General features: G+C 54.6%; 15 protein-coding genes. 7 read left to right on the top strand and 8 right to left on the bottom strand.

The genetic code is table 11. The annotated features are described in order from the left end of the window. Window positions 1-81: 81 nt before the first annotated feature. Window positions 82-249, top strand: coding sequence for a 50S ribosomal protein L33 (rpmG, locus tag CMO10_RS09695; RefSeq protein WP_008890790.1), 168 nt, complete (start codon window positions 82-84; stop codon window positions 247-249). A 119-nt stretch (window positions 250-368) separates the two neighbouring features. Here the strand turns inward: rpmG and CMO10_RS09700 are convergent, their stop codons facing one another. Further along, on the bottom strand, window positions 369-743 hold the full coding sequence (locus CMO10_RS09700; RefSeq protein ID WP_297021276.1) for a DUF423 domain-containing protein: 375 nt from the start codon (window positions 741-743) through the stop codon (window positions 369-371). A gap of 237 nt (window positions 744-980) precedes the next feature. After that, the gene (locus CMO10_RS09705) at window positions 981-1,661 is read right to left on the bottom strand and encodes a Crp/Fnr family transcriptional regulator (RefSeq protein WP_297021279.1); all 681 of its coding nucleotides are present in this window, start codon (window positions 1,659-1,661) and stop codon (window positions 981-983) included. 245 nt (window positions 1,662-1,906) lie between these two features. Between CMO10_RS09705 and CMO10_RS09710 the strand changes: the two genes are divergently transcribed. After that, the gene (locus CMO10_RS09710; RefSeq protein WP_297021282.1) at window positions 1,907-2,743 is read left to right on the top strand and encodes an alpha/beta hydrolase; all 837 of its coding nucleotides are present in this window, start codon (window positions 1,907-1,909) and stop codon (window positions 2,741-2,743) included. Window positions 2,744-2,833: 90 nt separating this feature from the next. Then, complete coding sequence (gene ggt, locus CMO10_RS09715; protein WP_297021285.1) at window positions 2,834-4,621, top strand: gamma-glutamyltransferase; 1,788 nt, start codon at window positions 2,834-2,836, stop codon at window positions 4,619-4,621. A gap of 80 nt (window positions 4,622-4,701) precedes the next feature. Here ggt and CMO10_RS09720 read toward each other — a convergent pair whose 3' ends face one another. Further along, window positions 4,702-5,376: an HAD family hydrolase gene (locus CMO10_RS09720; protein ID WP_297021287.1), complete on the bottom strand. Its 675-nt coding sequence runs from the start codon at window positions 5,374-5,376 to the stop codon at window positions 4,702-4,704. A gap of 14 nt (window positions 5,377-5,390) precedes the next feature. Continuing rightward, window positions 5,391-5,741 carry an ArsC/Spx/MgsR family protein gene (locus CMO10_RS09725; protein WP_297021290.1) on the bottom strand — a complete coding sequence of 117 codons (351 nt, stop codon included), beginning with the start codon at window positions 5,739-5,741 and terminating at the stop codon, window positions 5,391-5,393. A 144-nt stretch (window positions 5,742-5,885) separates the two neighbouring features. On the opposite strand from CMO10_RS09725, the gene dusA reads away from it, so the two are divergent. From dusA to CMO10_RS09745, 4 genes are read left to right on the top strand one after another with little or no spacing between them, the layout of a single operon-like run. Continuing rightward, window positions 5,886-6,881, top strand: a complete 996-nt coding sequence (gene dusA / locus CMO10_RS09730) for a tRNA dihydrouridine(20/20a) synthase DusA (protein WP_297021292.1) — start codon at window positions 5,886-5,888, stop codon at window positions 6,879-6,881. Then, a complete protein-coding gene (gene mnmC / locus CMO10_RS09735) occupies window positions 6,878-8,923 on the top strand; it encodes a bifunctional tRNA (5-methylaminomethyl-2-thiouridine)(34)-methyltransferase MnmC2/FAD-dependent 5-carboxymethylaminomethyl-2-thiouridine(34) oxidoreductase MnmC1 (protein ID WP_297021294.1) in 2,046 nt (681 codons plus the stop codon). Before dusA ends, mnmC begins: the two co-directional genes overlap by 4 nt. After that, entirely contained in the window at window positions 8,920-10,134 is a 1,215-nt protein-coding gene (locus tag CMO10_RS09740; protein ID WP_297021296.1) for a 3-phenylpropionate MFS transporter, read from the top strand. Before mnmC ends, CMO10_RS09740 begins: the two co-directional genes overlap by 4 nt. 58 nt (window positions 10,135-10,192) lie before the next feature. Further along, complete coding sequence (locus CMO10_RS09745; RefSeq protein ID WP_297021298.1) at window positions 10,193-11,050, top strand: class I SAM-dependent methyltransferase; 858 nt, start codon at window positions 10,193-10,195, stop codon at window positions 11,048-11,050. A 70-nt stretch (window positions 11,051-11,120) separates the two neighbouring features. Here the strand turns inward: CMO10_RS09745 and CMO10_RS09750 are convergent, their stop codons facing one another. The 4 genes from CMO10_RS09750 to CMO10_RS09765 form a co-directional block, all read right to left on the bottom strand. Then, entirely contained in the window at window positions 11,121-12,290 is a 1,170-nt protein-coding gene (locus CMO10_RS09750) for an ABC transporter permease (protein ID WP_297021301.1), read from the bottom strand. After that, entirely contained in the window at window positions 12,287-13,285 is a 999-nt protein-coding gene (locus CMO10_RS09755; protein WP_297021305.1) for an ABC transporter permease, read from the bottom strand. The genes CMO10_RS09750 and CMO10_RS09755 overlap by 4 nt, the downstream gene beginning before the upstream one ends. Window positions 13,286-13,363: 78 nt before the next feature. Continuing rightward, window positions 13,364-15,295, bottom strand: coding sequence for an ABC transporter substrate-binding protein (locus CMO10_RS09760; RefSeq protein WP_297021307.1), 1,932 nt, complete (start codon window positions 15,293-15,295; stop codon window positions 13,364-13,366). After that, a partial coding sequence (locus CMO10_RS09765) for an ABC transporter ATP-binding protein (protein WP_472910358.1) occupies window positions 15,292-15,615 on the bottom strand: 324 nt, incomplete at its 5' end. The genes CMO10_RS09760 and CMO10_RS09765, both read right to left, overlap by 4 nt.

Raw genomic sequence — 15,615 nt, forward strand, 5'->3', positions numbered from 1 at the left:
TTTGCCAAAATGGCTTGACACTCTGCCGATAACCTTTATGTTCCGCCGCCTGAGATACACCTGAACACAGGATGCAGAGACATGGCGAAGCCCGCTTCGATCCTCGTAAAGTTGGTAAGCACCGCAGACACCGGTTACTTCTATGTTGTTAAGAAGAACCCGCGGAATACCACCGAGAAATTCCAGTTTCGCAAGTACGACCCGGTCGTGCGTAAGCACGTCGTGTTCAAAGAAGCGAAAATGAAGTAATCCGGTTCTTCGGAACTTGGTTGCCAAGACTTAAAAAGACGTGTCCTTCGGGACACGTCTTTTTTTTGTTCGCGTCACTAGATACCGTTCAGCGCCCAGTGTTAATCGCTTCGCGGCAGTCAGCCGAACCGCCGATACCCGGCCGCGGCCAGCAACAGCCAGCCACCAATGAACGAAAAACCACCAATCGGGGCAACCGCACCAAAGCCGGTAATGCCGCTAAAGGCGATGGCATACAAAGACCCGCAGAAGAAAAAGATCCCGACCAGCATGGCATAAGCCGCAATCCGCAGGAACTTTTCATCAGGCACATGATGTACAAGTCCGGCAATCGCCGCCATGGCGACTGCGTGGATAAGCTGATAATGCGCGCCCTTTTCAACAAGACCGCGCGCATAGTCCATTTCGCTGCCTGCCATACCATGGGCGGCAAATGCGCCAAGTGCGACGGCCATCGCACCGTTCAGTCCGGCCATAACCACAGAAATACGCATTGAGGGTTCCCTGTTTCAGAAATGCAGTTGTTTCAACCACATTAGACAGGCAACCGCCCCTGCGCCATGCGAAAACGCAAAAAAAATGGCCGTACAAAAATGTACGGCCAGTAACTCTCTTGGGGGAGATGTGCCGGAACATCGAAATGCCCGTCACACGAATATAATTACCCTCTGATTGCCCTATTCTCTGTGACAGCCATCACATGATGGACAAAAAAATCATACAAATACAGTCTAGTGGATAGATTCGCTGAGAAATTCCTCAAGCCGGCGGACATCCGGGACCATAAGACCGCCATCCACCTTGGTCACCAACTGACGTCGTCCCAACGTACTCATGACGCGTGCAACAGTCTCGCGCGATGTGCTGACCCGTCCAGCCACTTCGGAATGAACCGGGACTGGCGACAACAAAGCCGAACCACTGCCATCACAAACATTGCTGGCCCGACGCAGGATCTCCGCCACGACGCGTTCGTTGGCGCCCAAAGTACTTACATCAACAATCCGTCGGGTCGAGTTGCGCACGATGCGGGCCAGTTCCCCGATCACATTCCAGGCAACCGACGGATGACTTTTGACAACCTTCTCAAAGTTCGCCGGGCTCAGAATGCCGACATTGGTATCATCAACCGCAATCACGCAGGCCGAGCGCGGCTCGCCATCAATAGCGGACAATTGCCCAACGCACCCGCCAGCACCGATTTCTTCGAGAGTGATTTCACGTCCTGAAAGGGAATAATTGACGATCCGAACCCGGCCCGAAAGGATCAGGTAAACGTCGGAACTGTCGGATTCCGGCTCGATAATTTGCGCCCCGGCCGAAAATGTCTTTCGGTTAACGTGGCGTTCGACATCTGCTATCGCGCTCTCATCGAGATCCGCGAAAATGCCGACCACTGATAATTTAACCATATCCCCCAAGCTTCTCACTACGGTGTTGTTATTGTCCAGACGCGCTAATTCGCGCGTCCCCTCACGTCTTTTGCTGTCCCGGACGCAATCATAAGCAAACAACCTTAGACTGACAATCATTGCCAAACCAAAGTTGTATTCCCACTTGTGATTGGACAGAATTATGCTGCATGTGCGAACATGAAGGATATCTGATCAGCCAAGGCGTCTATTTGCATTCATCCCGCAGCGCGAGGAGACAGGCCATGAGTCCCGAATTGGAGATTTTCCGTCGCAGCCCGACAGGCAAGCCCAAAAGCAAGCACCCCTTGGTGTTCGTACATGGCGCCTACACCGGGGCTTGGTGCTGGAACGAGCATTTCCTGACCTGGTTTGCCGATCGCGGCTTTGAAACCGTCGCCTTTTCGTTGCGCGGCCATGGCGGCAGCGGCGGCCGCGAGCTACGCAGTCTTGCATCAATTGATGATTACGTTGAAGACCTTGAAGAGGTTGTTGAAACCCTTGGCAAAAAGCCCGTGCTGATCGGCCATTCCATGGGCGGCTATATCGTTCAAAAGTATCTTGAACGCCATAGTGCGGAGGCCGCTATCCTGATGGCCTCTGTCCCGCCCGAGGGCCTGCTTGCCAGCAACGCCATGATGGCCATGGCCCAGCCTGATCTTTATTTCCAGATGTTCTGGTTACAAGCTATCGGCCCGCACACGCTGCTGCGTGAACGACTTGGCCGCGCAATGCTGTCGCCCGATATCGCCGAAGACGAAGGCATGATCTATTTCGGACGGCTTGAAACCGAAAGTCAGCGCGCGATTGCCGACATGATGGGTGCCAACCCGATCTTTCTGTCAAAGGACGAGGTTCCGTCCATGCTGGTACTTGGCGCACGCGATGATGAAATCATCCAGAGCGAGCTGATCCACCACACTGCCAAACGATATGGCGCGGATTATGCCCTGATCGATGACATTCATCACGCCCTGATGCTTGATAAAAACTGGGAAAAGGTGGCCGAAACCATCATGGAATGGCTGCAGGTCAAGCTGGTCAGTCAGCAGCGCAGCAAGGGCAACAAGACGGCTGCCTAGGACACCAACACCAGATTTTTACTGCACATCTTCACCCGCATCTGCCACGATGCGGGTGTTGTCTTTTATGCAAACAAAGAGGTCTGGAACATGCCCCACAACGCTTCCGTCTCTGCCACCATGATCAAAGCCTTTGTCGCTGCGGGTCTTTTGTCCACCTGCCTGATCCAAGGGGCTGTTGCCCAGCAAACAACGGACGCTATTGCGCCTGAGGCTGGTACACCTATCGCATCGCCCCAAACACGTGGCTCAGTCACCGCCAAGAACTGGATGATCAGTGCTGCCAACCCGCTTGCGGTCGAAGCTGGTGCAAATATCCTGCGGTCCGGTGGCAACGCCATCGATGCCATGGTTGCCATTCAGACCATGCTTGGCCTTGTCGAGCCGCAATCATCGGGCCTTGGCGGCGGCGCGTTTCTTGTCTACTTCGATGCTACCACCGGAAAGCTGACGACCCTCGACGGTCGCGAAACCGCACCACTTAGCGCGACACCAACACTGTTTCAGGACGAAAACGGCGAACCGCTAAAATTCTATGACGCTGTTGTTGGTGGCAGATCGGTGGGGACACCCGGCACCCCAGCCCTGATGAAAGCCGCACACGAAAAATGGGGCCAGATGCCATGGAACACTCTGTTTGCCCCAGCCATTGAAACAGCCATCAATGGCTTTGAAGTTTCACCACGCCTTGCCGCACTTATCGCCAATGATCAGGAAAAGCTGTCACGCGATCCTGAAGCCAAGGGATATTTCTTTGACGCGGATGGCGCACCACTTGCCGCGGGAACAGTCCTTCAAAACCCGAAATACGCCAAGACGCTGCAAGATATTACAGCCAACGGAACGGTGAATTTTTATCAGGGACAGATTGCCCAGGATATTGTCGAGAAGGTCAAAGACGCCGACTGGAATCCCGGCGTCCTGTCACTTGCCGATTTTGCCAATTATCAGGTCAAGGAACGCGCAGCTGTCTGTGCGGAATATCGTGGTCTTGATGTGTGCGGTATGGGTCCGCCCTCTTCCGGCGCTCTTACCGTGGGGCAAATACTTGGACTGCTGGCACCTTATGACATTGCCGCCCTGGGACCCGATTCTGCGCAAAGCTGGCGTTTAATTGGCGATGCATCCCGGTTGGCATTTGCCGATCGCGGGCGTTACATGGCCGATATCGACTTTGTCCCGATGCCTTTGACCGGCTTGCTCGATAAAACCTATCTGGCGGAGCGATCCCGACTTCTCGATCGTGAAACCGCACTCGACACCGTGGAACCGGGCACACCAGGCTTTAGCCACGCGCTGCACCTGGCGGACGACCAAGCTATTGAACTGCCCAGCACCAGCCATTTCTCGATTGTTGATATCTATGGCAATGCAGTTTCGATGACCACCACCATCGAAAACGGGTTTGGCTCCCGCCTTATGGTCAATGGCTTTATGCTCAATAACGAACTGACCGATTTCTCGTTCCGCACCCATGTTGATGGCGTACCGATCGCCAATGCCTTGGCTCCGGGCAAGCGACCGCGCTCCTCAATGGCGCCGACGATCGTCATGAAAGACGGTAAACCCGTGATCATTACCGGGTCACCGGGTGGATCGCGCATTATCGGGTATGTAGCGCAGTCACTGATCGGCATGATTGATTGGAACATGCCGCCGCAGCAAGCCATTGAGATGCCCCATCTGGTCAACCGGTTCGGCACCTTTGACCTTGAGGCCGGAACCGATGCCGAAAAGCTTGCACCGGCCCTTGAAGACATGGGCTTTAAGACCAGCATTCGCGACCTTAACTCCGGCATTCACGCCATTATGGTGACAGAAGATGGCCTGATTGGCGGGGCTGATTCGCGCCGCGAAGGCATCGTTGTTGGTCAGTAACAACGACAGATCGCCAATAGAAAACGGGCAGCTCCATCACGGTGCGGCCCGTTCGTTTTAGGTAACCTGTTGGACCGTTATCAGTCGGCAGATACCCAGCCTGACAACAGGCGATAAAGATCCTTATGATCGGATGCGATATGATGCGCACCCGCATCGCGCAAAAACTCCGCCGGCGTAATATCAACCAGACCAACCGTCGTCGCCCCTGCTGCGACACCAGCCCGAACGCCATTCTGGCTGTCATCGACAACAATACAGTCGCTGATATTAAGCCCCAGCTTGTCGGCTGCCAGCAGGAACACATCCGGATGGGGCTTGGCATTTGCAACATCATGGGCGGAGCATATCCGGCCATCAAAGCGCTCCTTCAGCCCCACCTTGCCAAGTGACACCTCCATTTTGGCATGCGGCCCGTTGCTTCCGATCGCCATGGGGATGCCGTTTGCCTCGAGCAGATCAAGAACCGGCTCAAGATGCGGAAACGGTGTCAGGTCATTGCGAAACGCAACGAAGGTGCGCTCATAACATTCGGCCAACCAGTCGTCGGGCAATGTGATCCCGAACATCTTTTCCATCTTTGGCGGCACCATTGCCAGTGTGCCACCAATGAATAGATCATGGGTCTTGTCCATGTTCATGTCGCAGCCATACTCACAAAGCTGCTCTGTCAGCACACGACAGGCCAGCGTTTCGGTATCGACCAAAACGCCGTCACAATCAAAAATCACGCCCCGAACGACAGGCTTTTCCATAAATAGATCCCTTATCAAGCAGCCAGTTCGGTCCAGCGCGCTTCGTCATAGGCAACCGTCCGGGTCGATCCGAAATCGACCACCGGACGTTTGATGACGGTCGGATTGGCAGCAAGCACTGCGGCCGCAGCGGCGCCACCCTTTTCCAGCGTCGCCTTGTCCTCGTCGCTCAGGTTCCGATAACTCGGCCCGCGCTTATTGATCAGAACCTTGTCGCCGACCTCATCAAGCCAACCTTCGATGGTTTTGGCATCAATCCCGTCGGCCCGGAATTCATGGAGTTTGTTTTCAATGCCCTTCGCGTCGAACCATTTCAGGGTTTTGCGGACAGTGTCGCAGTTCTTGATGCCGTAAATCGTAACCATATCAAATCCTGTGCTTTAATATCTTCGGGATGCAGCCATGCATCGCGCAATCGGTTTTGACCCTAAATCCCGGAACCTATATAAAGACCGCGCTTGGAATACAGCAACCCTCTTCACCCCGCTTTGATGAAAAACGGTAGGCAAATGACTGTTAATCGGCGTATTTCCGTCGCCCCGATGATGGATTGGACGGATCGGCATGATCGCTATTTTCTACGGCAGATCAGTCGTCATACGTTGCTTTATACCGAAATGGTCACAACCGGCGCCATCCTGCATGGCGGGGTTGAGCGACATCTGCGCTATAACGAGGCCGAACATCCGGTTGCGCTCCAGCTCGGCGGCAGTGATCCGGATGATCTGGCGCGTGCGTGTGAAATCGCCAATCAATATACCTATGATGAAATCAATCTGAATTGCGGTTGCCCGTCTGATCGTGTGCAGAACGGTGCATTTGGCGCCTGCCTGATGGCAACACCCGACATTGTTGCAACGTGCGTTAAATCGATGATTTCGGCCAGTGACGCGCCGGTCACGGTCAAGAACCGCATCGGCATCGATGATCAGGAAGACTACCCGTCACTTAAACGCTTTACCGAAACGGTTGCCGAGGCCGGGTGCAAAACTTTTATCGTTCATGCCCGCAAGGCCTGGCTCAAGGGCCTGTCGCCCAAGGAAAACCGCGAAGTACCGCCGCTGAAGCACGAACTGGTCTATCAGCTGAAACAGGAATTCCCCGAACTGGAAATCCTGATCAATGGCGGCATCAAGACGCTCGATGAGACGGAAGAACACCTAAAACATGTCGACGGCGTCATGATCGGGCGTGAAGCCTACCAGAACCCTTATATCCTGGCCGATGTCGACCGACGTTTTTATGGTGATGATGCCAAGGCGAAAACCCGCCATCAGGTGGTCGAGGCCATGCTGCCCTATATCGAAGAACACCTGAAAGAGGAACATGGCACCATTGGTCATGTCACCCGCCATATGCTGGGCTTGTTCCAACAGATGCGTGGTGCCAAACAATGGCGTCGTTACCTCAGCGAAAATGCCCATCGCAAAGGGGCCGGCACCGAAGTCGTGCGCGAGGCGTTGGCACTTGTCCCCGAACAGGATGACGAGGTCCTGTCTGCATGACAGCCACGGATGGCACCAAGGCACCAGACGGTGATGAACCAAGGCCTGCTGGCGAAATAACCTGGCGAGATGGCGATGTGCCCTACTCCCCGCATTTTGGTGACATCTATTTCAATCCCAAGGACGGGCTGTCCGAAACGCATTATGTGTTTGTCGAAGGCAACAACCTACCAAACGCCTGGCATACCCGCGAAAACTTCGTGATTGGCGAAACCGGCTTCGGCACGGGTCTGAACTTCCTTGCTGCCTGGCAATGCTGGGATAGTGACGATAACCGTTCCAAGCGCCTGCATTTCGTTTCGGTTGAGAAATACCCATTGTCGCGCGATGACATGATCCGCGCACATCAAAGCTGGCCAGAACTATCGCAATACTCTGAACAGCTTGCCGATATCTGGCCACATGAAACCATGTTGCCCGGCGTGCATCGCTTTTCGTTGGCAGATGGCGCGATCAGCCTCACGCTTTTGATCGGGGACGCGATCGAATGCTGGTCGGGATATGACGGCAAAATCGATTGCTGGTTCCTTGATGGATTTGCCCCGTCACGCAATCCCGACATGTGGCATCCCGATCTGTTTACCGCCCTTGCAAACGCATCCAACCCCGATGGCGCCACCCTTGCGACCTTTACCGCCGCACGCATTGCCCGTGACGGACTGGAAAGTGCGGGCTTTGTGGTCAGTAAACGCAAGGGGTTTGGCTATAAACGCGACATGATCACAGCCAGCATTTCTGCGCCCGAAGACACCACCAGCCTACCGGATGCGTTCGAGACTGCCGATGATCCTTGGTTCAATCTTCCCCGAACCCGAAGCGCAAAATCAGTCGTCATCATTGGTGGTGGCCTTGCCGGTGCGGCGTGTGCCAACGCCCTGAAGGCCCGTGGCTGTGCCGTCACACTTTTTGAAAAAGCCGATCAGCTGGCCAATGCTGCCTCGGGCAATCCGATCGGGATGCTGGAACCCTATTTGACCGTCGATGAGGCAATCATGGGTCGGTTTTATGAGGCCGGTTATCGCTTCAGCCATCGCATGATCAAAAAGCTTTCTGATCAGGGACGGGTCGATGCCGATTTTTGCGGTGTGATTGATCTTGCGACCAGTGCACGCAAGCGCGAACGGCTTGATGGCCTGATTGCGCGCCTGGGTGATAAACCCGACCTTGTCGAGGCGCTTGATACCGATCAGGCGTCAGAACGGTTTGGCTTGCCCCTGCCGCATGGCGGTGTCTTTTACCCCTCTGCCGGATGGGTTAACCCGCCATCCGTTGTGCGCAGTCTTGCCGATGGTATTGATGTGCGCCTGTCGACAACGATCACAAGCATCAATGACGCAGATCAGGGCAATTGCCTGATTGATGAGAGCGGATCGGAATACGGCCCGTTTGATGCGGTCATCATCGCAGGTGCATTTGAAACCCGGTTGCTTGATCAGACCCAATGGCTTGAAGATCACCTCAACCCGGTTCGCGGGCAGATCAGCTTTATACCCGAAGACGTCGTCTCCGGTGCGTCAGAAGGCGGCGCAATCAAATGCGTCCTCAGTCACAAGGGCTATGTCACGCCAGCACGTGATGGCATGCATGTCTTTGGTGCCACGTTCGGTCGTGATGACGCGGAAACGGATCTGCGTGAAGGTGATCACGCGTTTAACATCGCCCAGTTCGGCAAAGTCCTGCCAGAAATCGCGGAAAAGCTCTCAGCCGATGTGCTTGATGGCCGCGCGTCGTTACGCACGACAACAGCGGATCATTTGCCACTGATTGGTCCGGCACCGGATTTCGACGCCTACCTTGCGTCCTACGGCGATATCGACAAGGGTAAAAAAGGCGCCCGATATGTCGATGCGCCCTACCACAAAGACGTGTATATCTGTACCGGCTTTGGCGCGCGCGGACTGATCGGCGCCCCACTTGCCGCCGAGATTCTTGCCAGTGAGATTTGCGATATGCCCCTTCCTTTGGAAAAAGCGCTGATGCATGCCATTCATCCGGCGCGTTTCATTATTCGCGGCCTCAAACGCCGGCAAATCACAGCATGAAAACACCAACCGCCGCCGCGTCATCAACACCAACACCCGGCAAAGACCCCGACCGTATGAAAACGGCGACGATCCTGGCACTGTTCTTTTCCGGGTTGTTCTTGATTCAAGGCGTATTTTTGCCCTACTGGCCGGTCTGGCTGAAATCACAAGGGTTATCTGCAGCCGAAATCGGCATTCTGCTGTCGCTACCGAACTGGGTGCGCGTGTTTGCCGATCCATTGATTGCCCAGCGCGCGGATCGCACCGGCAACCGCAAGACACCGATGATGTGGCTTGCCGGGGTCTATGTGGTGTCAATCCTCGCCTTTCCGCTTTCAAGCGACTTCTGGTGGCTTGCGGGCCTTTCGGTCGTGATTGGCTTTACATTCTCACCACTTCTGCCGCTTGGCACCACCATCACGATCCATGAATGCAAGGCGCGTGAACTTGATTACGGGCGGGTGCGGCTTTGGGGGTCGCTCGCCTTCATTCTGGCGTCATACGGCGCTGGTTGGGTTCTTGATGGCACATCGACGGAATGGATCGTCTGGATGCTGTTTGTTGCGGGAATTGTGAATTTCGCCATCACAACCCGCATGCCTGATCCCCAGACAGACCGTCCGCTGCGTTCCGGATCGTCTCTGGTCTATTTGCTGCGCAAGCCGGTTTTCCTGATCTATCTCGCCTGCATCGGCTTTGCTCAAGGGGCGCACGGCACCTATTACGCCTTTGCTTCCGTCCATTGGGAAACAGTCGGATTTTCCCATGAGATGATCGGCGTTTTCTGGTCGATCGGTGTGATTGCGGAAATCGTTCTGTTTGCCGTGGCCGGACGGTTTGTACGTGGCCGTCATCCCGGAATTCTGTTTGCGCTTGGCACCGGATGCGGGGTTTTACGATGGATTGTTCTGGGCACAAGCGACAATCTATGGTTGATTATCCTTGTTCAACCCCTTCACGCCATGACATTCGGGATCACGCATTTGGCCGCCGTCAGTTTCATCGCCCGCGCCATACCGCAACAGCTGGCCACATCGGCGCAAAGCCTGATGGCGACCTTGTCGATGGGTGTCTTCCTTGGCAGCAGCATCTGGGTATCGGGACCGCTTTACGATCAGTTCGGATCGCAGGTCTATTACCTGATGGCGGCATTTTCGGCGATTGCGTTCTGTTTTGCCATCTGGCTAACCCGGACCTGGCGTGGAGAGGATCAGACTTTTTGCGACTGAATAATAACATCGGCAACAAACGACCGACCGCAATATTGAACTCAAAGGGGCCTTTGATATGACCTCCATGCCGTTCTCTCGCAGAATGCGCCGTTGGAAACTTGGTTTGAAAACCCTGTTTGGCAGCAAGCCAGCTGGTTATTTCATTCCGTATCGCTATGCCAACGAAACTGCAAAGGCCGTCGGACGCCCCACCTATCCGGCGATTGAGACCATGATGGATACGGCCGCCCCGACCATGAAGGCGTGGTTGACCAAGGCCGCACAATATCACGAAGCCTTTGCCAGTTTCGGCAATGCCACCCCGCCCGAACCACGTTGGCAACAAAGCTGGTTTCCGCGCCTTGATGGCATGATGGCCTATGTCTTTACCCGGGAATTTCGCCCGGACCGGATCATTGAAATCGGATCAGGCCATTCAACACGGTTTTATTACCGCGCTATCAAGGATGGCGAACTCGAGACAGCTTTTCATGCGATTGATCCGGCTCCGCGTGCCGACATCGCAAAACTGCCAATCACGATTGAACGCACCATTGTGCAAAGGGCCAATCCATCAGTTTTCGAAACCCTGACCGGTGCCGATTTCCTGTCGATCGATTCCAGTCACATCCTGATGCCTGGCACCGACGTTGATTTGCTGTTTTCATCGGTGATCCCGACCCTGCCAAGCGGTTCGATCATTCATATCCACGACATCACCCTGCCCGACGACTATCCGGAAATCTGGCAATGGCGCGGATATAACGAACAACAAGGTGTTGCCGCCCTGCTCGCCGGTGGTGGCTTTGAAATCATGTGGTCAAGCGCCTATGCCACGACCCGCATGCGCGATGATGTTGATCAATCAATTGCCAATGGCATTCACCTGCCCGATGGGGCACATGAGACGAGCCTGTGGCTGCGTAAGCGCTAAGCGACGCATATAGAAACGATAAAGGGCAGCCCAATTCGGCTGCCCTTTTCTGTTTTAAGCTGAACGCGCCTCAGTTCTTGTAAGGGTCGGCCGCATCCCGCAGGCCATCACCAAGGAAGTTAAACGCCAGCACCACGATTACTACTGGCACCACCGGCAGCATCAGCCACGGATAAACCGCAACCGCGTTGATGTTCTGTGCCTCGTTCAGCAGGACGCCCCAGCTGGTCACTGGCGCCCGCAGGCCAAGCCCAAGGAAGCTCAGCGCTGTTTCGCCCAAAATCATGTTGGGGATGGAAAGCGTCACCGAAGCAATCAGATGGCTTGCGAAGTTTGGCAGAAGATGACGCCCGATAATACGTTTGGGTTTGGCACCCATCAATCGGGCGGCCAGTGCGTAATCCTCTTCGCGCAAGGCAAGCAGCTTGGATCGGACCGCACGGGCAAGCCCCGTCCAGTCGATCAGACCCAAAATGATCGTAATCCCGAAATAGATCAGAATGGGGCTCCAGGTGACCGGCAAGGCCGCCGAAAGCGCCATCCAAAGCGGAATTTCCGGCAAGGAACGAATAACTTCAATCGTCCGCTGGGCGGTTGAATCCACCCAGCCACCGTAATATCCGGCAGCACCACCAATCAGGATTCCCAAGAGGAAGCTGACCGAAATACCGACAAGACCGATGGTCAGCGAAACACGTGCGCCGTAAATCATGCGCGACAACATGTCACGCCCCAACCGGTCGGTGCCAAACACAAACAGCGTGCCATTCTCGGATGGGCAGACGAAATGGAAGTCCATATCGATCATGCCCCAGAATTCATACTCATCCCCCGAACAGAAGAACTGCAAGGGTTCTACCCGGTCGGGATTGACCGTATAGGTCGGCTTGAGTGTTTCCATATCGACAGAGAATTCAGTGCCATAGGTAAACGGCCCGACAAACTCGCCATCATGGAAAAGATGAATGCCCTGCGGCGGATGGTGAATGTATTCGGAGCTTCGCGTTTCCTGCGCATAGGGTGCGATAAATTCGACGATAAAGACCGACGCATACATGACTGCGAGAATGATCAGCGAGAAATACGCCAGCCGGTGACGTTTCAAACGCCACCACATCAACTGCCATTGCGAGGCAAGGAAATACTTTTCCTGTTCCGGCGTCAGTTCTTCGCGATCCCAGGGATTGAACGGCGCGGAATCAACGAAATGCTCGTTACGCTTTTCGGTTTCCTTGCTCATTTGCCAACCCCTCCCTGCAGACGGATACGGGGATCAAGCCAAGCCAGCAACACATCGGAAACAAACATCCCTACCACGGTCAGAAGTGCCAGGAACATCAGGAACGAACCGGCAAGATACATGTCCTGACTTTGCAGCGCTGTAAGCAGCATCGGACCAGTTGTCGGCAAAGACATGACAACGGACACAAGGACCGAACCAGATACGACTTGCGGCAGGATATTACCGATATCGGCAATAAACGGGTTCAGCGCCATGCGCAGCGGATATTTGAACAGGACCTTGGTCGGTGACAGTCCCTTGGCGTGCGCCGTGACGACATATTGCTTGCCCAGCTCATCAAGCAGGTTGGCGCGCAAGCGTCGGATCATCGATGCGGTTCCGGAAGTCCCGATCACGACAACCGGCGCCCAAAGGTGTTCAACAACCGACATCATTTTGGCAAACGACCAGCCCTGATTGATATATTCCGGGTCCATCAGGCCGCCGATAGATGTCCCGAACACCACGTTCGCATAATAAAGCAGGATCAGTGCAAACAGGAAGTTCGGCATGGCAAGGCCGAGAAAACCAAGCAAGGTAAAGCCATAATCGCCCCAACTATATTGCCGGGTGGCAGAGTAAATTCCGATCGGGAAGCTGACAATATAGATGAAGATAACCGTGCTGAAATTCAGCACCAGCGACAGCCACAAACGATCACCGACCACGTCTGTCACCGGCAGGTTATATTCAAACGAGAATCCAAGATCGCCCTGCAAAAGGCCCCACGCCCATTCGGCGTATTGAATATAGATCGGCTGATCCAGCCCGTATTGCCGTTTGAGGAATTCGATCTTTGCCGGATCAACGGCCTCGCCCTGCGCCTGAAGCTCGTTCAGGTACGTGGTCAGAAAGTCACCGGGGGGAAGCTGAATGATCACGAATACCAGCACACTGATCAGGAACAGTGTCGGTATCATCACAAAAAGCCGTCTTGCCAGATAGGTCAGCATCGGCGCTGTCGCTCCCCCGAGGTCGTTTCAAGCCATTCCCTCAACAGCGAAGAAACGACACGTTTTTGGTTTAAAAGATTATCTGTCCCACCAGAAGGTATCAGGTCGATAAATCCCGAAGAAAGCACCCGGCTCCCAGCTGTGGATGCCCTTTTCCGGAACGTTGCGCATATCCTTGTCGACAACAACCGGCTGCGGCACGTTACCGATCAGACCGATCGAAAACATGTTTTCCGAATTGATATCAAGAATGGTCTGCCAGGCTTCTTTCTGACCAGCTTCGTTGCTGGTCTGCCATTTCTGGTACTGTTCCATCAGTTCCTGGGCAGCGGGCATATCGGGTGCTTCGCCAGCCTCACCATCGGTCTGATAGTACTGGCCCCATTTCGGCCATTGCAGGCTGTCCTGCTGGGCCGGGACAAACTCCGACGGGACGGTGTTGACCGTCGCAAGACCATTATCAACGCCGTTAAAGATCGACATGATGGTTTCTCCGCTATAGGCGCGGCTGCGCATGACTTCGCGCTGCAAGCCCTTGACGAACATCTTGATGCCGACCTGACGCCAGCTGTCACCAATCAGCTCCAACATATCATCATGTTCCGGATTTTCGCCGGAAGTCTCGACAATGATTTCCATCGGGCGACCGTCCGGCAACAGACGAATACCTTCACCGTTGCGCTCATCCAGTCCCATTTTATCAAGCAGCGTATTGGCCGCCTTGACGTCAAAATCGGTGTAGCTGTCACGATATTCCGTTTTGAACAGCGGGCTTTTCGGCAGAACCGTGTTGTTGGTCGGCTTGGCCAGACCAAAGAACATCACGCGATTGATCTCGGTACGGTTGATCGCAAGCGACAAAGCACGACGGAAACGCACATCACGCAGAACATTACGCCAAACCGGATCACTGCAGGTCAGGTTGGGATAAAGTGCGGCATAGGAACCCGCACCAACATCCCACAAACGGACATCGTAATTCTGCTTGGCTTCGGACTGTTTCAGGAAGGTATAGTCCTTAAGCGACAGAATGCGGCTTTGGAGATCGACCTCGCCCGCGCCGACCTTGGCCGGGACTAATTTGGCGTTCGAAATGTTGAAAATCATCCGGTCGATATAGGGAAGCTGGTTCCCTTCCGGATCGACGCGGTGATAATACGGGTTGCGCACAAAAACGAAGCGATCAGACGGCTCTTCGGTGGTGATCAGCCACGGCTCAAGCGACGGGCGATTGATGTTGGACAGCTTGTACGGCCGGTCCATATCCGTATGCAACACCGCCCAGCTGCGAAGTCCACGTTCCTCGACGATGGCTTCAAGCTCGCCCGCATCACGATAGTTCTCATGGAACTGCTTAAGATAATGTGCCGGGCGATAGATGAATGGCGGGCGCGTTCCGGCCAGTTCTGTCAGGAAGAACGGGTTTGGCTGCGACCAGCTATAGCGAACCGTATATTCATCAATAATTTCAAAGGTTGCCGGCTCATCCCCGACAAACAGGAAGCGCGGCGGGCCGACCGGGAACAACTCATCATTGTTGACGATGTCTTCCCAGTAGTAACGGAAATCCTCGGCGGTAAACGGCTCGCCATCCGACCACTTGTGGCCCTTGCGGATGTGCAGGGTAAAGGCGTTGCCTTCTTCATTTACATCAAGCGCTTCGAGGATATCGGCCTTGAGCTTAAGGTCCTGATCATAGCCGACCAGACGGGTGTATCCATAAACAACAGCCATACGGATATCTTTGGAACGGCCCATGATGGTGACGAACTCACCACCATATTTGCCAATTTCCTTGCCCTCGGCCCCGAAATCGATGACGTGGGGGTGTTCGGGCAGTCGATCATTCATCGCCGGCAGTGAACCACTTGCGACCGCGTCTTCGAAATACGGAATTTCCGCATGTGCAGCCGTCGCAAAGACACCTGCCCCCAAAATGCCTGCTGTCACCACCAGACGGCTCATCGTGCGATGAAGTCTGGATATCGACGGCTTCGAAACACTGATCATATGGCGATCTCCGTAAAGTCGGCACGTTCGGCACGAACAAAATGATCTTCTGCGACCTGCATCATTTTTGGTGCACTGGTTCGGTTGATCGTGAATGGCGCTGGCCATCGTGTCGGATCAGATGCCTTACCTTCAACGATATTGTCAAAATCAAGCAGATGGTCCAAATCCGCAAACGGCACGGCATGCAGCAACGCCTGCGTATAAGGATGCACCGGGTTCTTAAACAGCAACTCGCGTGGCGCTGATTCCACAATGCGCCCGGCGCACATCACTGCAATCCGGTCTGCAACGTAATCCACCACCGCCAGATTGTGCGA

Source organism: Thalassospira sp., from assembly GCF_002709775.1.
Classification (GTDB): Bacteria; Pseudomonadota; Alphaproteobacteria; order Rhodospirillales; family Thalassospiraceae; genus Thalassospira.